This is a genomic window from Cytobacillus oceanisediminis (genome assembly GCF_003182355.1).
Classification (GTDB): Bacteria; Bacillota; Bacilli; order Bacillales; family Cytobacillaceae; genus Cytobacillus; species Cytobacillus oceanisediminis_A.
Window position 1 is genome coordinate 327220 of record NZ_QGTW01000001.1, and the last position, 22959, is coordinate 350178.

Consider the following 22959-nt stretch of genomic DNA (forward strand, 5'->3'; position numbering starts at 1 on the left):
CATATATTTCAGATCTCATACCCTCTGCAATTTCCGAATAATCTAGCTTAAAAAAATTTTATCTGCATTATGATTTCATTTATAACCATTATAAAAACTTTTTATTTATGTTATAAATCGTTTTATCCCTATTATAAAAAAATTTATCTGCATTATAAATTTTCACCCGCAAAAAAGCTTGCCCTAAAGAGGACAAGCCAGGTATTTTAAGAAAAAACTTCTATTCGCATTTTCTGAATATATTTGTGCGTTTTTTCAATAATTATCTCTTTATCATAATCCATTGAAGCAACATGGTAGGAGTTGTATAGCGGTACAACTTCCTTCTGATCAGACCCAATATGCTCTGCAATGTAATCAGTGCATTCGGCAGGAACTACATGATCCTCTATGGACTTAAAGCAAAGAACCGGATTTTTAATAGCTGGCAAAATGGCAGGGGTTTTCTCCATTACCTCCTGCAGTTCATGGATCGAGCGAATGGAAACTTTCCCATATGTTACTTCCTCAACCCCTGCACATTTAATATCAGGTGTCCCCTCAGTTAAATACCGTGGACTTGTTTTCCCAATGAGGTAATCATAGGAAGGTACCCTTAAGGCAGCATTTATTAAAACCAGCCCTTTAATTTCAGGATATTTATTTGCCAGCCAAAGTGCCAGCGCACCGCCCATAGATTGTCCCACTACATAAACAGCTGAGCACTGTTCTTTTAAGAATAGATAACCCTTTTCCATTTCGGCAAACCAGTCCTGATGGGTCGTCTTTTCCATATCTTTATAATGTGTGCCATGGCCTTTAAGCCTTGGGGCAAAAACCGAATACCCAAGCTTTGCAAATGCTTCTCCTAAAAAACGGACACTCTGGGGAGTCCCAAGAAAGCCATGTGTGAGTAAGAGACCGACCTCATTGCCTTCCAAATAAAATGATTCCGCACCGTCCATAACAGGGTAAAATTCTCTCATCACACTGTTCCTCCCTCAAAAGTTGTTATTCACATTATATTACCTACTATTCCGACCTGTCAACTCGTATTTATATCTAAAATTGTACCGCCAATCACTATTTTGGCGGTACAAAAAGTCCAATACTGTTTTTGCAAATTCACCAACTAAAAGGTTACTGACCTTGTGCTCCATTAGAGGTAACTCTTCGTACATGATCCTCTTCAAAGTTGTGTTTTCTGGCAGCATCAACTTTGTCGTTTAATAATTTCTTCTGATCCACTTGACCTGATGGCGTATTATTTTTCTTTGACACGTAAAAACCCCTTTATCGTTATTTTATTACCCACTTATTTTGATTTATTTTGTTTAAAATAAACATAAATTTATTAAAAAACCTGCCCCAAACAGGACAGGTTTTCAAGTCGCCTTCACTCCCTTAATAAAAGATCCCTTATAATCCCTCGGCAAAACCAGCAAACTAACCAGCGGCCCAAGAGCCAGGACAGCAAATCCCACTCCCCATCCGATCGTCTCATTCGGCATGATGCTCAGAATGAAACCAAACACACCTGGAGAGAGAATGGTAATGCTATAGCCAATGACCTGCTGCATTCCTAAGGCGAGACCAATTGTATTGGCAGTACTTAGTTCACTGATTGCTACAGAATAAATCGGGGAATCCCCGACCACTGTGATTCCATATAAAACGCCGATCAAAATAACAACAGTAAATGGAATAGACGAGATCCATCCAAACAGGAGAGAACAAAACAGGCCAATCAGCAGCAACGGCTTCAAAGCTCTTACTCTGCCAATCCTGTCGGACAGTTCTCCCCCCATCCAAGTTCCGAGAGCCCCAATCACAATAAAGAGACCCGCCCATAGATTGCCGATTTGCTGAGCGTTACCTGGAGAATAGCCATGGATCATGGCAGTGTAAACCATGAACGGCCCTACCCAGCCCCAGAAGGCGTACAGCTCCCACATATGACCTGCATAGGCAAGGTTCATGGCAACCAGTTTTTTGTTTGAGAACAGTGATTTAAAAAGAGCAAACGACATCATAGGCGGGTACTCGGGCATTTTTGGATTTACTCTATAAATAAGCATCATGAATCCAGCAATAAATGCTCCAATGGAAGTAATGACCACTACGCCTCTCCAGCCGAAAAAGGAAATCAAAGGAGCAGAAAACAGCAATGCACTGCCCGAACCAACAACTAGTGCACCCACGTAAATCCCGAACGTCTTCCCTCTTGTTTCCGGCGGATAAATTCCCGAAAGATATTTAAGCCCGGGGACATATATGCCGCCCAAACCAATCCCGGCAATGATTCTTAAGGCTAACCCGCTCCAAAATCCTTCAGCAGCAACCCCAAAAAGCAGTCCGCTGACTCCAGCTATTAATGATGCAGAAATAAAAATATATCTCGGATTGACACGGTCAGACAGGTAACCAAACAAGAAAACAGAAATCACATAACCAAACTGAAAGGAAGAGAGAATAATTCCGGCTTCACCGGATGTGAGTCCCCATTCTTTCTTGACGATTGGCAGGATTGCTGAATAATTAAACCAGATTAACATCGTTAAAAACTGTGCAAATGAAACGAGTAACAATGGGAATAAAGAGATTTTTTTCATTTTGCCCCCTCATAATTTTAAACAGTTAATCTCATTCTATCTGTCCTTATTAACTGAACTGGCTGCCTTAACGACTAGAGCTGGATTGACTCAACTCGATAGAAAGGTATTATTCGTAAACCCTCCATTCAATCTTTCGATAATAAAATCGTCGTAAATTTCTTTAAGCTCTTTTTCTATTATTTTTCAATAAACATACCCCACCCAATTACATCTATTCATAAAATACAGATTCACTGATTTCCAAAAAGCCTTCGATTGTTTCTAAAACCTCTATAAGCTCTATCCAGGTTAGCCCAGTCCCAAGTTCATTTGCATGAGCAAGTTCATCTCGCAAGCGGCGGATTTCTTTCGCGATACTTCTTCCGGCAGTCTTGGAAGGGACCCTAAAAATCGTTCTTAACTTCTCATCCTCCACGAACACCAAATCAAGCTTATCGCTTATTTGCAGGCATTCTACCAGATTTAAATCCTCATTTCGATCAACTTTGTCCTTATAAAGCTCCACGGCTTTCTCCAATCTGCCCGGGCTTATATGCTTTTTCCAGCTTTGGTCAGGAAAGTGAATATTAATGATTTCACCAAGCTTCATTTCCAGAAGAGTAATATAGCCAAAAATGATCATTCTAACGGGTGCTTTCTGCAAATCGGAATAGGTAACGAGCTTCGTTACCATTGCTTTTTCCAGAATAAAAACCCGCCTGCTATCCTTTAAAATGTGAAGCAGATGAATGAGAGGGGTAGAGTCAGAAATCAAATCCTTTGCTGTAAAACTCTTCATATAATCCTTTACACGGCCAGCTGACAAGTGATCACGTTCAATATAGCCGGCAATCTCATCATCTTTTTTTACACCGAGTACATCAAAATGATTCCTTGCCATCTCCTCTTTAATCAAACGCGCATCATCTTCCTCATGGCAAAACTGGATTGATTCGGCAATGCTGGTTACCGTAATGTTCGTCTCAAATAAATCCTTAAGACTTTTGTATGAACTGAATTGAGAAGCTTGGAATAGGTTCTTCATCTTACCCCTGCCTTTTTAAAAGTTTGTCTGTTATGGGCTATATAACTTTAATTAACTGCTTCTTCAATAATTGAACTTCCTTCAGTAGAGTTTGCATCCTGCCATTGCCATTTCTCGTACAATCTTATCCTTCCATCTGGTAAAATTTCAGGTGCGGAAATGCATTTTCCGCCTCTTATTTCATTTTTGTTGTTCACGTGGTTGTATCTAAACTCAAGACACCCATCTTCTTTGACTATACCAATCAATATTCCTTGTATTATTTCGCCCCCGCTATAAGTTGCTGAAATAATATGTCCTTCTTGTTTATATGTAAAGAAAGTTTTTGAAGACACTTCTCCGTTAGCTGTATTTTCTATAGAGACAAATTTTCGGCCATTATAATTTATCATTTGGTTTCCTCTTCTCCTATAAATTTGTCTAAATTATATCATTTTCTTGTTAATATATTCTGCCCATTTTGTATATTCAAAAAATATATCCAGAACCTTTGATAGAAGACAAAATAAACCCATCTCTATTGTAAACTCTTTTTTTATTAAGTTGACATTTAATTATGTTAACCCTAAAATAAAAACAGTTAACCTACTATTATGAATGGGAGAGGTAATATGAAAGTTAAAGAGATTACATATGTAGCTTTATTTGCAGCTGTGATGGGAGCCCTTGGTTTGGTTCCGCCGATTATGCTATCATTTACACCTGTACCGATTACATTGCAAACACTGGGAGTACTTTTAGCCGGAGGCATTTTAGGCGCCAGACTCGGCGGGATCAGCATGGCCGTTTTCCTTTTGCTTGTGGCTGTTGGGGCTCCGTTATTATCAGGTGGCCGCGGCGGAATTGGTGTTTTCTTCGGTCCGAGTGCCGGCTATTTGATCGCCTATCCGCTAACTGCATACTGTGTAGGCTATTTGCTAATGCGCTTCCGTACGTTAAAATTGAAGAATGTATTGCTTGTTAACCTGACTGTTGGAATTTTCCTTATCTACGTTATCGGAATTCCTGTCCAAGCCTTCATGATGAATATTCCAGTGCTTGATGCTATAAAATTAAGCCTGGTCTATATTCCTGGTGATGTTTTAAAAGCGGCACTAGCGTCTTTCTTAGTGTATAGACTGCAAAAGCATCCGGTTATTAACAAGCAAATTTCAAAATCTCTGGAGACACTTTAAGGTGTCTCTTTTTCATAAGGAGAGGAAAAACCTTTGACAAACATCACATCTTCTATTAAAGAATTTGCCCAGCAATTCCCTGAAAAAACGGCAATCAACACGAAAGACCAAACACTCACCTATAAGAATTGGGATATACTAGTATCCAAAACTGCTAACTGGCTTCGCTCCTTTTCCTTTGCAAATAAAACAATCAGCTTTCTTATGCCAAATGGCATCCCGTTCTTGCAGTTATTCACTGGTGCTTCCATGGCTGGCTGGACAGCGGTACCTTTCGATACAAAATGGAAGGCTGCAGAACTGGACAAACGATTGGCGATTTCCTGCCCTTCCATAGTGGTAACAACAAAAGATCTTTACCACCATGTCGCACACCTGCACCCATTAGTTCTTATTTGGGAGGATTGCAGGGAGGAACTCAGCAAAAAAGATCCGGTTTTTCATATGGAGATGGATAATAACATTCCTTTTTATATGGGCTTTACTTCAGGAACCACGGGAAAACCAAAAGCGTTTATCCGCTCCCATAAATCCTGGGCTGCCAGCTTCCTTGTGAATCAGCATGATTTTGATATGGATGAAAACGAACACGTCCTGATTCCTGGATCCCTCATACACTCTCATTTTTTATATGGGGCAATCAGCACGCTTTGTACAGGCGGAACCGTTCACCTGCTGGAAAAATTCAGTGCACCACAGACACTATCACTGACTGAAGAGCGGGACATCACAACTCTTTATGTGGTTCCAACGATGATTGCTGCCATTTTAAAAGAAGATAGAGTAATAGAAAGGCCAATTAAAATTATTTCCTCCGGTGCAAAGTGGGATAAACATTCAAAGCAAGCCATCCGCAATATATTTTCTCATTTGACGATGATTGAATTTTACGGTGCAAGTGAACTCAGTTATGTAACGTATTTAACAGACGACCATAAAACGGATTCAGTCGGCAAGCCTTGCCACGGAGTCGAAATCGAAATAAGAGGTTCCCGCAGCGAAAAGCTGGAAGCCAATGCTATTGGCAAAATATTTGTAAGGAGTGACCTGATTTTCGATGGGTACCTCCATCCGGAAACAAAGAAGATCCAAACCATAAAGGATGAAGATGGCTGGGCAACGGTTCATGATATGGGTTATGTGGATGATGAAGGCTATTTAAATATAAGCGGCCGGGAAAAAAATATGATCTTATACGGAGCCATTAATATTTTCCCAGAGGAAATAGAAAAAGTGCTTTCACTAAACCCGGCAGTAGAAGAAGTCGCAGTCATTGGATTGCACGACCCCTATTGGGGACAAATTGCAGCAGCTGTCGTTAAAGGAAAAGCATCCATACTCGATTTAAAACGCCTTTGTAAAAAGCATTTGGCAGCCTATAAAGTGCCGCGAAAATGGTTCTTTCTTGATGAAATGCCCTATACCACGAGCGGAAAGATTGCGCGTGCCCAGCTTAAGGATTCCATTGAAAGCAAGGTGACCAGCCATTAAGAGAGCTGTAATTGTGAACGCAAAAAGAACCCCGATTGGAAAAGTCAACGGAATGCTCAAGACAAATGAACCGCATGACCTGGCTGCCCCTCTTCTAAAACATTTGGCACAAGGAGTAGAAGAAAAGATTAATGACGTCATTTTAGGAAATGTGGTTGGCCCGGGGGGAAATATAGCCCGATTATCCGCATTGGAAGCAGAACTGCCGCTCTCCGTTCCGGGCCTAACGCTGGATCGCCAATGCAGTGCTGGGCTGGAAGCCATTCGAATGGCCTGCTATTACATACAGGGAGGCGCCGGCACGTGCTACATCGCTGGCGGAACAGAAAGCACAAGCACCTCCCCATATCCTTCAAGAGCCCGCTTCTCACCGGACAAAATCGGAGATCCCGAAATGGGGCTGGCTGCAGAATACGTGGCAGAAAAATATGGAGTATCCAGAGAATCGCAGGATGAGTATGCCAGCTTGAGCTATGAACGGAGCTGGAATGCTTACGAACAGGGGCTGCTGGAGAGAGAGATTATCACGATTGAGAATAACAGAGTGGATGAGGAGTTTTTTAAAAGAAGAAAAATGGAAGCCCTTTTAAAGCGTGCAAAGCCCATTTTCAAGCAAGCCGGTACCGTTACGGCCGCCAATAGCTGCGGAATCCATGATGGTGCATCTGCCGTACTCGTCATGGAGGAAGAAGCTGCACGAAACCATGGATTAAAACCTATTTTACGGTTTGCAGATAGTGAAGTTGCAGGTGTACATCCCCATTACCCGGGATTTGCCCCTGTTCCCGCTATACAGGCTATCTTAGAAAGAAATTACTTAACCATCGAAGATATTGATTTAATAGAAATCAACGAAGCCTTCTCATCAAAAATCGTTGCATGTGCTAATGAGCTTTCCATTCCATATGAAAAACTAAATATAAATGGCGGTGCTTTAACAATTGGCCACCCTTATGGCGCATCAGGTGCCATTATGGTTACTAGATTATTCTATGAGGTTCAAAGAAGAAAGTCAGCCAAATATGTACTTGCTGCAATCGGCAGCGGGGGCGGAGTTGGTGTTGCTGTGCTGTTTGAAGTGGCAGCTTAAAAATAAGTGTCCCTGCATTTATCAAGAAACCGCATTAGCCTAAAACCTGGAATAAGAGCTTAAATTTTTAATAGTTTAAGGTTCTTATTCCAGATTTTTTATTGTAAAAGCTCTGTTTCTTTTTAAAGATACGCTGTTTAAATCCTCCTTTTCAGTGGATAATCAACGCGTGATATGACAAAATAGCACAATATTATCACCTGCTAGCACTTAGATATTTGACAGATATCACCTAACATCAACAAGATATCACTTCTTCTTGCTTTATCCCACAAACTTAATAATGCGTCATTCGCTAGATTTAAACATATACTATTTTTCAAACCCCGCTTCATCAGGTGCGGCAAAACTCCACTTATGGTTCCCTTTAACATTCCGCTACCAGTTAAATGATTCATTCTTCCACTCAGTCCCGTTACTGGACCAAAAAAAAGCGGCTCTTCTTTTGGAAGAACCGCACCTTTCTCCTGTTTTGCAGCAAAGTAAACTGCTCTTAATTAGCTATAAAGGAATTTATGCACCTCTTTATTCTGTGCTCTGTACTTTGAAAATTAATCAGGCTCCAGGAATTAATGTTCCGGATAAGGGATGCCTGAGAAAATCATGAGGGAAAATGTTAGAATGTCTTTTTCTTTTACTTATTTAATTTTCTCGCCATAAAAGATGTCTTTTGTTCATTTTACTCTTAATGTATATTTGATATTAAAATTCAATTCCCTTAACAGCTGGAATGCCCTCATCATAATAGTGTTTAATTGGCTTCATTTCGGTTACAAGATCAGCTAATTCAATGATTTCCTTCTTTGCGGAGCGTCCAGTTATCACAATATACGTATCTTTCCGATATTTTTGTATAAAATCAATAACCTCTTGCAAAGGGAGAACATCCTCCGTTGGAAACCTGTCAATAGCAAGCGCATTGTTTAATTCATCAAGAATTAAAACATCATAGACTTCCTGCTCCAGCTTCTCCTTAACGAATCCCCATGCGCTTCTTAAAGCTTTCCGATGCTCCTCTGGTGTTTTAGTCCATGTGAAACCAATACCTGTCTGGTACATTTCAATCCCTAACTTATCAAATATCATTTTTTCTCCATAAGTTCTTTGGGGAGATTTAATGAATTGAACGACTAGCGCTTTCATCCCTCTTCCTGTTGCACGGATTGCTACTCCCAGTGCCGCTGTAGTCTTCCCTTTTCCATCACCCGTATAAACCAGCACTAGTCCCTTTGAATGACTCATCCAACATTCCTCCCTCTTAAGATAGCCAACTTGTTTTTTCTGAGTAGGAGGTACGCTTTTTTTCCTTAATTTTTCCGGCGTCCTCTTCAGCTGGATATCCTATAAACACGCTGCCTATAACCTTTTTACTATCAGGCAAGGATAAAAACTGCCTTAATCGATTATCACGGACTAATCCAACTCCCCGGGTTCTCCATACAAACCCCAATCCTAACTCCTCCGCTGCCAGCCACATTGAATGAATGGCACAGCAAGTAGCATACTCGTTATCGGCAGAAGCTTCTTCATCTCCGATTACCATATCTGCTGTTACGGCAATAATGACAGGCGTGTTTTTAACAACCCTTACCGAGCTTTCTATTAAGTTAGGCTTAGTCGGAAACCTTTCTTTCAAATAATCCAGTGCAAGCTCCTCAAATTGGAGCTTTTTTTCACCTTGAATTACATAAAAGCCCCATGGCTCTCTCATACGGTCGTTTGGAGCAAGAGTTGCAGCATGCAGTAAATACTCAATTTTTTCTCGTTCAATATTTGAAGATTGATAATTTCTGATAGCTCTTCTGCTTTGTAGAATATCTATTACAGACATCAGGAACACTCCTTTCCGGCAATTAATAAATCAGCTCTTTATTTACATTTATGTAAGAATTTCTTTAGCTTCTCCCTTGTACCACTTGATCTTTTCCCGTAATTTAACAACCTCTCCTACTAAAATAATGGCAGGATGTTCAATACCGGATTCCCTTACAGCATCTTCTATGGTGGCAAGATTGCCTGTCACTGTTTTTTGGCGTTCAGTCGTGCCCCACTGAATCACCGCAACTGGAGTAGTGGAACGCTTGCCATGACGCATCAGCTCTTTCGTAATATGCGGCAAATTGCCAACTCCCATGTAAAAAGCAATGGTATCACTGCCTTGGGCTAAAGCCGGCCAGTTAATCCCATCCATCTCTTTTTCCTTTCTCCCATGGCCCGTTACAATCGTAAAGGAAGTAGCATGGTCCCTATGTGTGACAGGAATTCCAGCATACGCTGGTGCTGCAATGCCTGATGTGACACCAGGAACAATTTCAAAAGGAATATTATTCTCAGCCAGCACTTCAGCTTCTTCCCCAGCACGGCCAAAAACGCATGGGTCTCCCCCTTTTAAACGAGTGACCGTTTTGCCTTGAAGTGCTTTCTCTACTAATATTTGATGAATTTCCTCCTGGATTAACGCATGCCTTCCTGGTGATTTTCCAACATATATTAGCTCTGCCCCGTCTTTCGCGTAATGCAGCAGATCCTGATTAATTAAACGGTCGTAAGCAATGACATCCGCCTTTTTGATGCACTCCATGCCGTATAAAGTGATGAGCTTAATATCCCCAGGTCCTGCTCCAACAAGATATACTATTCCTGCCTTCATTGTTATCCCCTTCCTGAAATGACAATCTCTTTTTCAAATCACTGCTTTTTCGTTTGATAAAGAGGTCATTTAGTAATCTCACTCTTTTGGAACTCTTTCATCTTTTCATTAATATATTCCAGGTTAACATGCTGTCTAACGTGATCTGCCACCTGATCAAAGGCTTTCTCTCGAACCTCGTTAAACGATATTCTTCCTGTAATGTCCTTCAGTCCTTTATGCCGGCGCACAGTATTAATGAAGTGCTCACGGAATAAATCATTATGGAAAATTCCATGAAAATACGTTCCTATTACTCTCCCATCCTCACTTACACAGCCATCAAAGCTGTCTTTCGTTCTGATGAAAGGTGTATAGGTCCCTTCATATTTGGATCGGCCCATATGAATTTCATATCCTGTAACCATCACAGGACTATCAGGCGAGCATAGGAGCCCTTCAGAAAGGGTGGTCTTTTTATCTTCTGTAATAGTCGTATGGATAGGCAGCAGCTGGAATCCGGCTTGAGTTGAAGTGGAGGACTCTATATGGAACGGATCATTGACTGAATGGCCCAGCATTTGAAGTCCTCCGCAGATGCCAAATACACGTGTATGACCCCGGTCGTGTAAAGAAATGATTCTATCCATTAAACCGGTCTTTTTTAAAAACTGAAGATCATCAATTGTATTTTTACTCCCTGGCAATATAACAACGTCAGGCTCTTTCAGCTGATCCGCATTCGAAACAAAGCGAATATGGCAATCAGGTTCGACCAGAAAAGGGTCAATATCTGTAAAGTTAGAGATTTTAGGATAGCGAATAACAGCTATATCCACCTCCTTTGTTTCATCCTGTTTATGGGTATACTGATCTAAAATGACAGAGTCCTCAGCATCTATATTTAAATTAGAAAGGTGAGGAATAACTCCTAATACAGGGATACCTGTATATTCTTCAAACCACGTTAACCCTGGTGTTAACAGTGAAATATCTCCATGAAACTTGTTTATGATCACTCCAATGATTCGTTTCTTTTCCTCCTCGGTCAAAAGCTGTAAAGTACCGACAAGACTTGCGAACACGCCTCCCTTTTCGATGTCGCCAACTAAAATAACAGGCGCATTGGCTATATTGGCCACACGCATGTTTACGAGCTCACGGTCATTTAAGTTCACTTCAGCAGGACTGCCCGCACCTTCAATCACAATTCTTTCAAATGAATTAGAAAGTGAAGATAGCGCGTCTTGTATTAAGCCCAATCCTTTTTCAAAAAAATCCCGCCGATATTCGCCCGCCTTCATGTTTTTATAGGGCTTCCCATGGACAACAATTTGTGATTCATTTTCCCTTGTAGGTTTAATCAAGATGGGATTCATATCGGTTGTTGCTAGCACACCCGCTGCCTCTGCCTGTACACCCTGGGCCCTCCCAATTTCCTTCCCATCAATTGTAATATAGGAATTCAGAGCCATATTTTGGGACTTAAAAGGGGCTGTAGAGTGCCCATCCTGCTTAAAGATCCTGCAAAAAGCAGTCACAAGAACACTTTTTCCTACATCGGAATTTGTGCCTTGTATCATAAGGGGAAGCGCCTTATACATAAACATTCTCCTTACATTTTGCGATCCAATTTTGAACAAGCTCTGGACAAGAAGCAAAATGAATATGTGTATAACCCGCAACCAGATTGTATTTCATAAATCCCTCTTTTTTCTGACCGCGCATACCTTTGCTGGAGTATGCATGGTTCTCCGTCTCGTTCGTTTCGAAAGTGGAATAATGGAACTCATGTCCTCTAGCCTGTATATTCTCAGCCAATAAGAAGTTACCGGGCTCACCGGTTACTTCTCGATAACCAAGAGCTGCCAGTTTGGGCTGCATCTTGACTTTTCCTGGTATGATCCCGACCATGCTGTACTCGTGCTGTTCAGTTGTTGTGATTGCTTCTGTTAAGTACATATATCCGCCGCATTCTGCAAGAGTTGGCAAACCGCTTTCAACAGCTTCCTTGATAGAGATTTTGACTTCCATGTTTACACTTAGCCGATGAGCATATTCTTCAGGGAAGCCTCCGCCGATATAAAGCCCATCCACATTAGGCGGCAGGTCCTCTCCTGCTAAGGGTGAAAAATAAACAAGTTCCGCTCCGGCAGCTTGTAACATTTCAAGATTTTCAGGATAATAAAAATTAAAGGCTGCATCTTTGGCTACAGCAATTCGAACTGATTTTTCGCTATTTTCCTTCTCAAATAGGGAAGCAGAATCTCCTTGTAAAACGTTAGCTTTTGAAAGCTTGATAATCTCGTCAATGTCTATTGTTTTTTCTGCCAGTTCGCCAAGCTGCTGAAAGAATGGCTGAAGCTCGCCCCGTTCTATGGACGGAATTAAGCCCAGATGTCTTTCAGGAATTTCAATATCAAGCTCCCGCTGTAAATACCCAATAACCGGGATGCTGCATTCCTGTTCAATTGCCGTTTTGACAATCCTGTAATGTCCCTCGCTTCCCACTTTGTTCGCGATAACCCCCACAATATTTGGACCCTCGGCAAGCATTTGAAAGCCCTTCACGATCGCTGCTGCACTTCTTGCCATGCTTGCACAATTCACAACTAAAATAACCGGACTTTCTGTTATCATGCTGATCTCAGCGGTACTGCCTGCATTTGTACGGGGGTTCTTTCCATCAAAAAAACCCATCACTCCTTCTATAATGGAGATATCAGCTCCCTTGCTGCCGCGAACATAAATATCCCTCACTGTTTCCTCACGCAGCATCCAGCTATCCAGATTGCGTGCAGGCCTTCCTGTTACCGCTGTATGATAACTTGGATCAATATAATCAGGTCCGCATTTAAAGCCTTGAACTTCTAACCCGCGAGATTTCAGCGCGCTCATCAGGCCAATGGTTAAGGTCGTTTTCCCAACCCCGCTGCCGGTCCCGGCAATTACCAATCTTCTGTCCATTATGTCCACCCCGGTTTCATCAAAATGCTGTTACACAAAAGGAATGACTGCAACAGAGATCGTCACATTCCCTGATTTCTTTTTTACAAGCTCTAATTCTTTTGCTCCGCTGTATAATAGAGCAGCAGGTTCGCTGACACCATATGATCCGGTAAACTTAAAAACGGTATCAGAAGGCTGCTGTATGGGAATGGTGTTCAATTCCTCAGGTGTAAAGCAATGAAAGTCCCAGCCAAATTTTTTAACAGCCTCCAAAAGGCCGTCTTCATCCTTTTTTAAATCAATCGTACAGATCGCTTTTACGCTTTTTATTGAGAAATTCAATTCAGTCAGGGTGTTTTCAATAACCGATTCAATTTCTGAGCTCTCTGTACCCCGATTGCATCCAATACCTAACACAATCACCTTCGGACGATACAGAACACCATTTTCAAGAATCATTTCCTCATACGGCTGCAAGTTCCGGTGAGTCACGATCAATGCCGCGCTGGGCTTTGCTTCCAGCGCATGTTTGATGCTGGGATAGGTTTTTATATTGTCCGGCAATGGCCTGTCATAAGTCCACCACCCCTTTTCACCGGATTCCTGAACGACAGCTACATGTTCTTCATTTACAACAGATGCACTGACCGGGGTCAGTTTGTCTGCTGATTCCCACACCCAGCCAAACCGTTTTCCAAACAGGTCGACTGGAATGGTCTTTTGAACGTCTGAAGCAGTCGTAATAACGGGTTTGGCCCCAATGAGCGCGGCAATTTCTCTAGTAAGCTCATTCGCCCCGCCCAAATGTCCGGAAAGCACACTAATGGCATGCTCTCCCTTATCATCAATCACAACAACACCAGGGTCGGTTTTTTTATCCTTAAGAAGCGGCGCAATCATTCTGACAACAGCACCGAGGGAAATGATTAAAATGATTCCTTTATAATTCTGAAAAAGGGAAGGCAATAGTAGACGAACACTGCCATCGAACATGTTAATTCCGGCATTCTCCTCATCCCCTTTTTCAAACTTGGACATATAATATACATCACCTGTTTGCAATGCGGAGTGAAGCTTTCGGGCAAGTTCCACACCATGCTTGGTAATCGCCACGATTGCATAGGGGCTGGCTGCATTAATTTCAGCGTTCTTTCCCTCTTCTAAAAGAAGTGTCATGACGTTACCCCTTTTCTAAACCCATGTGTAAATTCTTTATCGTAAAGTTTAGAGCGATAATTTTTTTCGTGAATTCTTTCATCAAGTGCCCATCCGGCTAAAATCATTGCCTGCTTGCGTACACCGTTCATCTTCATATCCTCGTCAAGATGCTCAAGGGTTGAACGCACGATTTTTTGGTCTGGCCACGTCGCTTTATATACGACGGCCACCGGGGTTTCAGGACTCCACCCTGCATCCAGAAATTCCTTCACCACTTTTTTTGTTAGAGTGGCACTTAAGAAAAGAGCGATCGTACAATGGTGCTTTGCTAAGTCCTTAAGCTTTTCTGCTTCAGGGACAGGGGTTCTTCCTTCTGCGCGGGTAAGGATGACAGTTTGAGTAAGATCCGGAATCGTTAATTCCGCCCCAAGTACAGCTGCCGATGCAAAGACCGAGCTGACGCCAGGAATGATTTCTGCCTCGATCCCTTTTTCTTTTAAAAGCACCATTTGCTCCAAAATAGCACCATAAACAGCTGGGTCGCCTGTATGAACACGAACAACTTTTTTCCCCAGTTTGACTCGGTCAGCCATTACTTCAACCATTTCTTCCAGATGCATCCCGGCCGTTTTTAATACTTCGGCATCCCCTCTTGCCTGCTGGATGAGTTCCTCACTGACGAGGGAGTCTGCATAAAGAACGACATCGGCTTCCTTTAACGTATTTAGTCCTCTTACTGTAATTAAATCAGGGGCACCTGGTCCCGCTCCGATGATTTTAACCTTCATTATTTTCTCACCACCATTAGTGTTAAATATTCTAATTCCGCCCGGTCCAGCTCACGGACATCCCAAATGATTTCTTCCTTTGATGTAACCTTCGTCACGACAGAAGCCTTATGTAATAAATCAAGATCACGAAGAACCTCTAGCATCAAATCAATTACTTTAGCTACTTTAATAAAAATCACACAATCATTTTCCACTAATACTTTTTTCATTGCGTCATAGTCTTCCCGTGCAGGAACAATTGCCACATGGTCGTCGCCTTCCGCAAGAGGCAGGCCAAGTCTGGAAGCTGCCCCATTTATAGAAGAAATGCCTGGCACTGTCTGAATCTCCACCTCAGGATGCCGCTCCTTCATCAGCTTCATCATATGGATAAATGTACTGTATAAAAGAGGGTCCCCTTCTGTAACAAAAGCGACATTCTTTCCTTCCCGAAGTTTCTCCCACACTGCTTCTACCGTATTGGTCCATTCTCTTTCTAAAATTGCGGGATCTTTTGTCATTGGGAATACCAATCCAAGCATTTCTTTTTCACCTGGGTTTACATATACATCGATAATTTGATGGGCATAGCTTTTGCTTCCTTTACGCTTTTTCGGGTAGGCAATAACAGGAGATTCCTTTAGTGTGCGGAAGGCTTTAACAGTGATGAGCTCGGGATCACCGGGCCCTACACCTAGCCCATATAAAGTACCAGTCATTCGTTTTCTTCCTTTCTTTTTGCCGTAATGATGTAAATAGGATTTAATGCATCAAATCTTGTTAACTTCAAGATTGGCTTACTTCTTGATATTTGCGCCAGTGTAATAGATACATCAAAGCCTCTGGCTTTAAAAGCCTCAGCCCCCTTGGATAGAGATTCAATGGTAACTGCATTTAAAACAATTCTTCCTTCTGGCTTCAGCCGGCTGCAGCAAACATCGAGAATTTCATCCATACCGCCTGCTGTGCCGCCAATAAATACCGAATCTGGATCTGAAAAGTCCTCCAGCCCATCTGGAGCAAGGCCATGCCGGACAACAAAATCCGTTCTGAATTTTTTCATATTTTCATAGCAGTTTGCTAAATCATGTTCATTTTTTTCAATGGCATAGACAGCCCCCTCACGGGCAATTCTTGCTGCTTCAATGGCCATGGAACCCGTACAGGTCCCAATATCCCAAACGATGCTGTCTTTTTTTAAGTTCATTTCACATAAACTCAGCACACGAACCTCTTTTTTAGTAATGAGTCCCTTATCTGGCTTTCGCTGTGAAAATTGATCATCCGCTATACCCATTGCCCATTCTGGTGAAGGCTTTACCCTCTTTAAAATGACAACATTAAGCGGCGAAAAGTCGATTTCCTCCATTTCCTGAAGCTCGTACCAGCCGCTGCGTTCGTTTATTCCGCCTAAATTTTCTGCAACGAACGCTTTATACTCGTTCATTTGAAACGAGCGCAAATATTGAGCAATACGCGGAGGGCTATTTTTTTCATCTGTTAATATCGCTATTAAAGCCCTGCCATCAATCCGCTGTGCAAGCCCTGTCATGCTCCTGCCATGGACACTTGTAAAATATGCATTTTGCCAGCTTTCCTTCATTCTTGCAAAGGCAAGCTGGATGGAGCTTAAATAAGGATAGATTTCAACCTGCATTTTTTTGGATAAGTAGCTCCCGATCCCGTAAAAAAGCGGATCTCCCGAAGCTAATACAACCACACGCCTAATTTCGTTTTGAAGCCTTTCTGCCAGGGAGCTTAGACTGCCCTTAATAGCGATTTTCTCGCCAATATAATCCGGAAAGAAGCTCAGCTGGCGTTCCCCTCCTATTAATACTTCACTTTCATCTATCCATTTTTTATATAAAGGAAGAAGACTTGCTTGCCCCTCGTCACCAATTCCAATGATCTTTATATTCTTCGCCATCTCTTACCGCCTTTCCCAGCAGCATTCCTTTCATGGTGTATATGCTTGTCTCCATTGAAATGCCGCCTTTAACTTCCTTTAATCCTTCTATGCAGCATGAATCACAAAGGCTATTAAAAAATTCTTCAAAGCCGTACGCATGCATAAGCTCTCCTGCTTGTGACGCTGTGTTTGACCCGCGAACCTGTTCGATTATTTCAAGGTTGGCCCCGGCACTCTCAGCCAGATCAGCTAAAAACCCAAAGTCCACGGGTGCGCTCTTGGAATGCACCATCATCACACCTTGAGCTATTTTGGAAAACTTCCCCATCATCCCCACCATAGATACCCGTTTAATACCTGCCCGCTTACATTGCTTCAATGTAAAGCCAACAAAGTCTCCCATTTCAATGAATGCATCTTCCGGGAGGGATGGATATTGTTTCATGGCAAATTTTTCACTTCTGCCGCCGGTTGTAATCACTACATGATGACAGCCATTTACCTTGGCCACGTTAATGGCTGAGACGATGCTTGCCTTATAAGCAGAGGTGGAAAACGGAATAACCGTTCCCCTAGTCCCCAGAATGGAGATGCCTCCTATTATCCCAAGCCTGCCATTCAGCGTTTTTTTGGCTATTTCCTCTCCTTCTGGAACAGAAATAATAATGCTGATTCCTCTTGAAACCTGAAATTCATCAAGCACCTCTTGTGCGGATTCCAAAATCATTTTTCGCGGGACAGGATTGATAGCCGCTTCCCCAACAGGCACAGGGAGACCCTCTTTTGTCACACGGCCTACGCCAATCCCGCCATCCAGCGTAATCCCGGGAGTATCAGACCAGGACACCTTCGACTGTATGAATGCCTTATGGGTTGCATCCGGATCATCTCCAGCATCTTTAATTGTCCCGGTTATGACTGAATCACTTTTAATTAGACATTCTTCCATTTGAAAAGTAACATATTTCCCAATCGGCAGATGGATGGTCGCTTCAAGCTGCTCTTCCTGTGTAATTAAGGCAGTTAAAGCAGCCTTTGTTGCAGCTGTTGCGCAAGCGCCTGTTGTGTAGCCTTGCCGTAATGGCTTTTCTGGTTTTGCTTCCATTTCTTACTCCTGTTCAGCTAAGAGGGTAATCGCATTTAAAGCGGCAACAGTCACCGTGCTTCCGCCTTTTCTGCCGATATTTGTAATAAAAGGAATATCCAGTTTGGCCAGTTCTTCTTTTGATTCAGGCGCTGAGACGAACCCGACAGGAAGGCCGATGACAAGGCCTGGTCTTGCTTCGCCTTCTTTAATTAGTCGAATGAGTTCTAACAAAGCTGTTGGAGCATTTCCAATTGCGAAAATGCCGCCGTCTGCTTCTTTAATGGCTTTTCTCATGGAAATAATGGCTCTTGTTGTATTTAAACGCTTTGCTTCCTCCATTACATCAGGGTCAGAAATATACACTCTTACATCTCCGCCATACTTCTCAATCCGCTGTTTGCTTACCCCCGATTGAATCATTTGCACATCTGCCACTACCGGCTTTCCGCTGCGAACGGCCTCTATGCCTGAACGGATCGCATCACGGTGAAAAATCATGCTTTTTCCCAGTTCGAAATCAGCTGAAGCATGGATCACACGGCGGACAACCGGATATTGATCCTCAGTGAATGAATGCTCCCCAATCTCCTCATCGATCATTTCAAAGCTTTTTACTTCAATCATTTGGGGCTGAACGGTTATGGGTTTGAATGCTGTTTTAAAATCCATTATTGTACCTCCTCAGGGTTCTTATCTTCATTTCTTTAAATATTTAATTGATAAACTCACATGCTCGTATCCTATTAGCATTTTGTAAATGTTAGAATGTTGAAATGACGCGAAGTGACCGATATATCGGAAAAGTGACCGATAAAAATTGAATTTGACCGATATATTAGAAATATGGCCGATAAAATTAAATTCTGACCGATAAAGTGAGCAAATTAACCGATATATCTAAATCAGACAAAATATAAAGGGCGATCAAGCAAGGAAAATCGGTCAAATCCCGGTTGCCAAAAGATAGTATGTTCATTTTTAACTTTAGATGGCCATCTGCAGCTGTTTATTTACGGAAAATCAACCCGCTCGCTTCTTTTCCCGGCATTGTTCACCCTCAAAGCATTTATTACTTCTTGAAAGCTGGAGAACTTTGTTCCATATTCAATCGATGGCCGTTTTATGATAATCGTATCGATACCAAGCTTTTTTGCAGCTTCTATTTTTTCTTCTACGGACCCGGCTTTCCCGCTTTCTTTTGTTATCATTAGAGTGACACCGTATTGTTTGTAAAGCGCTTCATCAAATTCCTTTGAGAAAGGGCCCTGAATAGCAATAATATTCTTCTGTGGGAACCCCAGCTCCTCACATTTTTCCATGTTATCCTTTCGGGGCAGCATTCTGGCAAGAACACGTATATCCGGTAAATGCAGCAATTTTTTTGAAAAGATTTGCAGTGTTTTGCTGCCTGTCGTTAGCATGATTACACCCTTATGTTCTGCAGCCAAGTCTGCAGCTGCTTCATAACTGTCAACCATTGTCAGCCCTGAGCTCTCAAAAGTTTGGGATTCCCGCTCATAGCGAACATAAGGAACCCCAGCTTGCCTGGCGGCTTCGATTGCATTTTTGCTTGCTTCCTCTGCAAACGGGTGACTCGCATCCACAACAGCTTGTACATGATGCAGGATGATTAGCTCAGCGAATTCTTTGCTCGTTAGACGGCCTGTACGGACTTGCAGCCCCTGCCGTTTTAATTCAGCTGCAGCATTATCGGTTACGACTGTGGTAAGGACGTCATATCCATCCTTCATCATTTCAATTGCTAATTCCCTCGCATCGCTGGTGCCGGCCAAACATAGAATCATGCTTTTATTACCCCTTCTTTTTCGGACTTGACGTGATGACCATGATGATCATGCGAATGATGGTGATCATGATGATGGCCATGTTCATGATCATGATGGTGGTGATGATCAATATGCTCCATGGCAGCTAATCGATATTGGCATGTATCACAATTCATTTTCACTTCGCCTTCCAGCGCCTCATTGATGCGGTCTTCAATGATTGTTTTTAATCGATCATGAAAACCGAAATAACCGGCAAGTTTAAATTCATGTTCGGGATAGAGAATCCGGAATTCCTCGATCAACACTTCCAATCGCTTGATCAAGATTCCCGTAAACAGGAAGTAGGGAAGAATAATCATTTTTTTGGCCCCAAGCTTTATGCATCGCTCTGCTCCTTGCTTAATGAGAGGATCCGTGACTCCCATAAAGGCTGGCTCTACCAATGGATAATTGACTTTTTCATAGAATAGCCGTGCAATTTTATAAAGCTCACTATTGGCATCCGGGTCACTTCCCCCTCGCCCTAAAAATAGGACAGCTGTATCTCTATTTTCTCCATGAACATCTTCTCCAAGCTCTTCCAAACGTGACTTGCAAATCTCCAATGCCTCTTCATGAACCCCGATTGGCCTGCCATAGGTAAATTGAACAGCGGGGTACTTCTCTTTTGCCTCATCAATGGAGGCAGGAATATGTATCTTAGAATGACCAGCAGGCAAGAGCATGATGGGAATGACCATAACATGGCTGGCTCCCTTTATTACACATGTTTCAATTCCCTGGCTGATCGTCGGCATTTCAAACTCCAAAAAACATGTCTCAATTAACAAAGATTGATCGAGGCGGGGCTTTAACTGATCAATAAACTGTCTAACCTGTTCATTTCCTTCCGGATCTCGGCTTCCATGTCCAACTAGTAAAATAGCTTTCATTTATTCGTCCTCCTAATTCTTATTCTCCGCATGGTGCTGGCTCCAGCTCAATGACCGGGGTGATGTCTTTATGCTTAAAGCCCTGGACCTGTTGAACACGCTTGAAATATTTATAAAACCGCTCGTTCGGATGGCCTTTTTCTTCATATTCTTTTACGATGCTCTCAATCATATCGACTAGCCTATCCGGGTGAATTCCCTCAGCAACAGGCTGCCCGGGATGTGCAGTCCGGCCGACTGTCTTCCCTCCTAAAAACAAATCAAATTTTCCTTTACGGAATACAATTCCGATATCCTCGTTCACTGCTCCATAGCATGCCATCCCACAGCCATTGAACCCAAGCTTCATTTCTTTCGGCAGACCTATACCGCCAAGCCTTCTTTGAATTTCCTCTGCATGCGGGATGGAGTCCTTTTTTTCCCCATCGCAAAAATCGCATGCCTTAATTTGAAACACATCACCAATAGGAGATAATAAAAATCCTGCATCAGCCAGCTTGTTCGTAATCATATCCGGGTCGGATGTTGGAATTTTTAATAAAATCTGATGATGCGGTGTGTATTCCATTGTTCCGTTTTCACCTGCTGCTTCTGCTAAAACAAGAAGCTGCTTTGGAGTAAATTTTTTATTGGCAACTCCTGGGCTAACAGCCAGCTCAAAAATGGACTCAACTGCCTGCTGTTCTATAGATGGATAATCGATGGAAAGGTTGTCCTTATTTTCTTCCCCATCCAGTTTTTGAAGAGCTTCCATTGCCAAAGCTAAGGGTGTGCTGTCTGCAGCAGCTGAGTCTGACGGATTCTGGTTTTCCTTTTTCCCTTCATGGAGAGCCCACGGTTCATTCTCAGGCCGCAAGCGTTCGTGCGGACGTAAGCGCTGTTCCTCCGTGTTAAGGGTGTACTTTCGCTGATAGCCTCTTGGCGTAATCATTTTATTGTCATAAAAGAAGGTGGAACTGTTTCCGATCACAACCGTAGTCAGCATTCCGATATCAAAATCAAGCATATGCTGCAAAGTCGTCATGACGACATGCTGACTATCCCTGTATGCACTTTTCACAAGACCGACAGGAGTATCAGGAGAACGATATTTTAATAGAATCTGTTGAGCTTCCACAATTTGCCTGGTTCTTTTGCCGCTCTTCGGGTTATAGAGCGCAATGACAAAATCACCAAATCCGGCAGCTTCAATTCTCTTTTTAATGATCTCCCAAGGTGTTAAATGATCACTCAAGCTAATCGTACACGCGTCATGCATGACAGGAGCGCCGAGTAAGGAAGAGCATGAATTAATGGCAGAAATACCGGGAATGATTTCTACCTCAACTCCTGTTGCTTCCTTCCAGCCCTTTTCAACAAGCACTTCATACACAAGCCCGGCCATTCCATAAACTCCGGCGTCCCCACTGGATATGACGGCTACTTTTTTCCCTTTTTCGGCATATTTAACTGCTGCTTGTGCACGGCTAACTTCTTCTGACATACCTGTACTAATAATCTCCTGGTCTGTTAATAAATCTTTAATAAGCTCGACATATGTTTTATAGCCAATCACGTAATCACTTTCCTGAATGGCTTCCTGAGCTCTTTTGGTAATATGTTCAAAGCTGCCTGGTCCAAAGCCTACAACTAGCAGTTTCCCTCTCATCCTAAACCGCCCCCTTTTACTAGCTCATATAACATGGAAACGCCCAATCCAATACTGTAAATTCCTGTTACAGAACCGAGAATCAGAAATAGCTTTCGGCGCAGCTTTGATTTTAAAAAGCCCCACGAAATAACCAATGTAATACAAATGGTGGATAATAATAGACCTGTTACGAATAAAACGAGCTGTGCAGTTGCAGCGGAAAGATTATTAAAACCAACAGCACTTGTAATTGCTGCGACTTGAGTAGGACTCTCTACTCCTATCCCATGAATAATCCCGATCAAGAACGCCCCAATCAGCCCTAAACTTATTGGTGATGCTTTGACTTCACTGAAGCCAAGTTTTTCATTTATCCTGGATAAAAACTCAAATACAATCGTTATTCGGCTTTTGAATTCGTACTCATGTTTATTTTTAAAGATGCTATATAAAATGACTCCGCCCAAAATAAGCAAAGTAATACTAACTAACACTTCAAGTGATAATTGAGCCTCTTCAGGAAGCCGGGTACCAATAAATAAAGTGATAAGACCAATTACCAGCACAATTGCCCCGTGTCCGATTGCATACATCACCCCTAATGAAAGCTGCTTATTGCGCTGTCCTTCACTTCCTATCATGTCAGCTATTGCAGCTACGTGATCACTATCTAAACCATGGCGAATTCCAATAAGTACTGATAATAATGCAAATGTCACAAGTTCCATTTC

The 22959-nt window shown here is 42.3% G+C and carries 23 protein-coding genes; 3 read left to right on the forward strand and 20 right to left on the reverse strand.

What is annotated here, in order from left to right; genetic code table 11:
- Positions 1-206: 206 nt before the first annotated feature.
- From DFO73_RS01605 to DFO73_RS01620, 5 genes are all read right to left on the reverse strand, one after another.
- Entirely contained in the window at positions 207-965 is a 759-nt protein-coding gene (locus DFO73_RS01605; RefSeq protein ID WP_110063038.1) for an alpha/beta hydrolase, read from the reverse strand.
- 154 nt (positions 966-1119) lie between these two features.
- A complete protein-coding gene (locus DFO73_RS28400; protein ID WP_181395880.1) occupies positions 1120-1260 on the reverse strand; it encodes a hypothetical protein in 141 nt (46 codons plus the stop codon).
- 104 nt (positions 1261-1364) lie between these two features.
- Positions 1365-2591, reverse strand: a complete 1227-nt coding sequence (locus DFO73_RS01610; RefSeq protein WP_110063039.1) for an MFS transporter — start codon at positions 2589-2591, stop codon at positions 1365-1367.
- 214 nt (positions 2592-2805) lie between these two features.
- Positions 2806-3618, reverse strand: a complete 813-nt coding sequence (locus DFO73_RS01615) for a hypothetical protein (RefSeq protein ID WP_110063040.1) — start codon at positions 3616-3618, stop codon at positions 2806-2808.
- 47 nt (positions 3619-3665) lie between these two features.
- Positions 3666-4010, reverse strand: coding sequence for a n-acetylglutamate synthase (locus tag DFO73_RS01620; RefSeq protein ID WP_181395881.1), 345 nt, complete (start codon positions 4008-4010; stop codon positions 3666-3668).
- 219 nt (positions 4011-4229) lie between these two features.
- Here DFO73_RS01620 and DFO73_RS01625 point away from each other — a divergent pair, with 219 nt between their 5' ends.
- From DFO73_RS01625 to DFO73_RS01635, 3 genes are read left to right on the forward strand one after another with little or no spacing between them, the layout of a single operon-like run.
- Positions 4230-4793, forward strand: coding sequence for a biotin transporter BioY (locus DFO73_RS01625; RefSeq protein ID WP_110063041.1), 564 nt, complete (start codon positions 4230-4232; stop codon positions 4791-4793).
- Between the two features lie 33 nt (positions 4794-4826).
- Positions 4827-6284, forward strand: a complete 1458-nt coding sequence (locus tag DFO73_RS01630; RefSeq protein WP_110063042.1) for an AMP-binding protein — start codon at positions 4827-4829, stop codon at positions 6282-6284.
- Positions 6280-7374, forward strand: coding sequence for an acetyl-CoA C-acyltransferase (locus tag DFO73_RS01635; RefSeq protein WP_110063043.1), 1095 nt, complete (start codon positions 6280-6282; stop codon positions 7372-7374). Before DFO73_RS01630 ends, DFO73_RS01635 begins: the two co-directional genes overlap by 5 nt.
- A gap of 702 nt (positions 7375-8076) precedes the next feature.
- Here the strand turns inward: DFO73_RS01635 and cobO are convergent.
- From cobO to DFO73_RS01715, 15 genes are all read right to left on the reverse strand, one after another.
- Entirely contained in the window at positions 8077-8616 is a 540-nt protein-coding gene (gene cobO, locus DFO73_RS01645) for a cob(I)yrinic acid a,c-diamide adenosyltransferase (RefSeq protein WP_110063045.1), read from the reverse strand.
- A gap of 16 nt (positions 8617-8632) precedes the next feature.
- Positions 8633-9205, reverse strand: coding sequence for a nitroreductase family protein (locus DFO73_RS01650; RefSeq protein ID WP_110063046.1), 573 nt, complete (start codon positions 9203-9205; stop codon positions 8633-8635).
- A 48-nt stretch (positions 9206-9253) separates the two neighbouring features.
- Positions 9254-10024: a uroporphyrinogen-III C-methyltransferase gene (gene cobA, locus DFO73_RS01655; protein ID WP_110063047.1), complete on the reverse strand. Its 771-nt coding sequence runs from the start codon at positions 10022-10024 to the stop codon at positions 9254-9256.
- A 65-nt stretch (positions 10025-10089) separates the two neighbouring features.
- Positions 10090-11607, reverse strand: a complete 1518-nt coding sequence (locus tag DFO73_RS01660) for a cobyric acid synthase (protein ID WP_110063048.1) — start codon at positions 11605-11607, stop codon at positions 10090-10092.
- Entirely contained in the window at positions 11600-12973 is a 1374-nt protein-coding gene (locus DFO73_RS01665; RefSeq protein ID WP_375137299.1) for a cobyrinate a,c-diamide synthase, read from the reverse strand. Before DFO73_RS01665 ends, DFO73_RS01660 begins: the two co-directional genes overlap by 8 nt.
- Before the next feature lie 27 nt (positions 12974-13000).
- Entirely contained in the window at positions 13001-14128 is a 1128-nt protein-coding gene (locus tag DFO73_RS01670) for a cobalt-precorrin 5A hydrolase (protein WP_110063050.1), read from the reverse strand.
- Positions 14125-14898 (reverse strand): precorrin-4 C(11)-methyltransferase, encoded by a 774-nt coding sequence (gene cobM / locus DFO73_RS01675; protein ID WP_110063051.1) that lies wholly within the window; start codon positions 14896-14898, stop codon positions 14125-14127. The genes DFO73_RS01670 and cobM overlap by 4 nt, the downstream gene beginning before the upstream one ends.
- Positions 14898-15599, reverse strand: a complete 702-nt coding sequence (gene cobI / locus DFO73_RS01680) for a precorrin-2 C(20)-methyltransferase (RefSeq protein WP_110063052.1) — start codon at positions 15597-15599, stop codon at positions 14898-14900. The genes cobM and cobI overlap by 1 nt, the downstream gene beginning before the upstream one ends.
- Positions 15596-16807, reverse strand: a complete 1212-nt coding sequence (gene cbiE, locus DFO73_RS01685) for a precorrin-6y C5,15-methyltransferase (decarboxylating) subunit CbiE (RefSeq protein WP_110063053.1) — start codon at positions 16805-16807, stop codon at positions 15596-15598. The genes cobI and cbiE overlap by 4 nt, the downstream gene beginning before the upstream one ends.
- Positions 16773-17894 carry a cobalt-precorrin-5B (C(1))-methyltransferase gene (locus DFO73_RS01690; protein WP_110063054.1) on the reverse strand — a complete coding sequence of 374 codons (1122 nt, stop codon included), beginning with the start codon at positions 17892-17894 and terminating at the stop codon, positions 16773-16775. The genes cbiE and DFO73_RS01690 overlap by 35 nt, the downstream gene beginning before the upstream one ends.
- A gap of 3 nt (positions 17895-17897) precedes the next feature.
- Positions 17898-18545, reverse strand: coding sequence for a precorrin-8X methylmutase (locus DFO73_RS01695; protein WP_110063055.1), 648 nt, complete (start codon positions 18543-18545; stop codon positions 17898-17900).
- Positions 18546-18886: 341 nt separating this feature from the next.
- Positions 18887-19681: a precorrin-6A reductase gene (cobK, locus tag DFO73_RS01700; RefSeq protein ID WP_110063056.1), complete on the reverse strand. Its 795-nt coding sequence runs from the start codon at positions 19679-19681 to the stop codon at positions 18887-18889.
- Positions 19678-20598, reverse strand: coding sequence for a sirohydrochlorin chelatase (locus DFO73_RS01705; protein WP_110063057.1), 921 nt, complete (start codon positions 20596-20598; stop codon positions 19678-19680). Before DFO73_RS01705 ends, cobK begins: the two co-directional genes overlap by 4 nt.
- Before the next feature lie 19 nt (positions 20599-20617).
- Positions 20618-22246, reverse strand: a complete 1629-nt coding sequence (gene cobJ, locus DFO73_RS01710; protein ID WP_110063058.1) for a precorrin-3B C(17)-methyltransferase — start codon at positions 22244-22246, stop codon at positions 20618-20620.
- Entirely contained in the window at positions 22243-22956 is a 714-nt protein-coding gene (locus tag DFO73_RS01715; protein ID WP_110063059.1) for a High-affinity nickel-transporter, read from the reverse strand. Before DFO73_RS01715 ends, cobJ begins: the two co-directional genes overlap by 4 nt.
- Between the last annotated feature and the right edge of the window lie 3 nt (positions 22957-22959).

Coding starts and splice junctions, on each gene's coding strand:
- DFO73_RS01605 (WP_110063038.1), bottom strand. CDS start 965: ATGAGAGAATTTTACCCTGTTATGGACGGTGCGGAATCATTTTATTTG.
- DFO73_RS01610 (WP_110063039.1), bottom strand. CDS start 2,591: ATGAAAAAAATCTCTTTATTCCCATTGTTACTCGTTTCATTTGCACAG.
- DFO73_RS01615 (WP_110063040.1), bottom strand. CDS start 3,618: ATGAAGAACCTATTCCAAGCTTCTCAATTCAGTTCATACAAAAGTCTT.
- DFO73_RS01620 (WP_181395881.1), bottom strand. CDS start 4,010: ATGATAAATTATAATGGCCGAAAATTTGTCTCTATAGAAAATACAGCT.
- DFO73_RS01625 (WP_110063041.1), top strand. CDS start 4,230: ATGAAAGTTAAAGAGATTACATATGTAGCTTTATTTGCAGCTGTGATG.
- cobO (WP_110063045.1), bottom strand. CDS start 8,616: ATGAGTCATTCAAAGGGACTAGTGCTGGTTTATACGGGTGATGGAAAA.
- DFO73_RS01650 (WP_110063046.1), bottom strand. CDS start 9,205: ATGTCTGTAATAGATATTCTACAAAGCAGAAGAGCTATCAGAAATTAT.
- cobA (WP_110063047.1), bottom strand. CDS start 10,024: ATGAAGGCAGGAATAGTATATCTTGTTGGAGCAGGACCTGGGGATATT.
- DFO73_RS01660 (WP_110063048.1), bottom strand. CDS start 11,607: ATGTATAAGGCGCTTCCCCTTATGATACAAGGCACAAATTCCGATGTA.
- DFO73_RS01670 (WP_110063050.1), bottom strand. CDS start 14,128: ATGACACTTCTTTTAGAAGAGGGAAAGAACGCTGAAATTAATGCAGCC.
- cobM (WP_110063051.1), bottom strand. CDS start 14,898: ATGAAGGTTAAAATCATCGGAGCGGGACCAGGTGCCCCTGATTTAATT.
- cobI (WP_110063052.1), bottom strand. CDS start 15,599: ATGACTGGTACTTTATATGGGCTAGGTGTAGGGCCCGGTGATCCCGAG.
- cbiE (WP_110063053.1), bottom strand. CDS start 16,807: ATGGCGAAGAATATAAAGATCATTGGAATTGGTGACGAGGGGCAAGCA.
- DFO73_RS01690 (WP_110063054.1), bottom strand. CDS start 17,894: ATGGAAGCAAAACCAGAAAAGCCATTACGGCAAGGCTACACAACAGGC.
- DFO73_RS01695 (WP_110063055.1), bottom strand. CDS start 18,545: ATGGATTTTAAAACAGCATTCAAACCCATAACCGTTCAGCCCCAAATG.
- cobK (WP_110063056.1), bottom strand. CDS start 19,681: ATGATTCTATGTTTGGCCGGCACCAGCGATGCGAGGGAATTAGCAATT.
- DFO73_RS01705 (WP_110063057.1), bottom strand. CDS start 20,598: ATGAAAGCTATTTTACTAGTTGGACATGGAAGCCGAGATCCGGAAGGA.
- cobJ (WP_110063058.1), bottom strand. CDS start 22,246: ATGAGAGGGAAACTGCTAGTTGTAGGCTTTGGACCAGGCAGCTTTGAA.
- DFO73_RS01715 (WP_110063059.1), bottom strand. CDS start 22,956: ATGGAACTTGTGACATTTGCATTATTATCAGTACTTATTGGAATTCGC.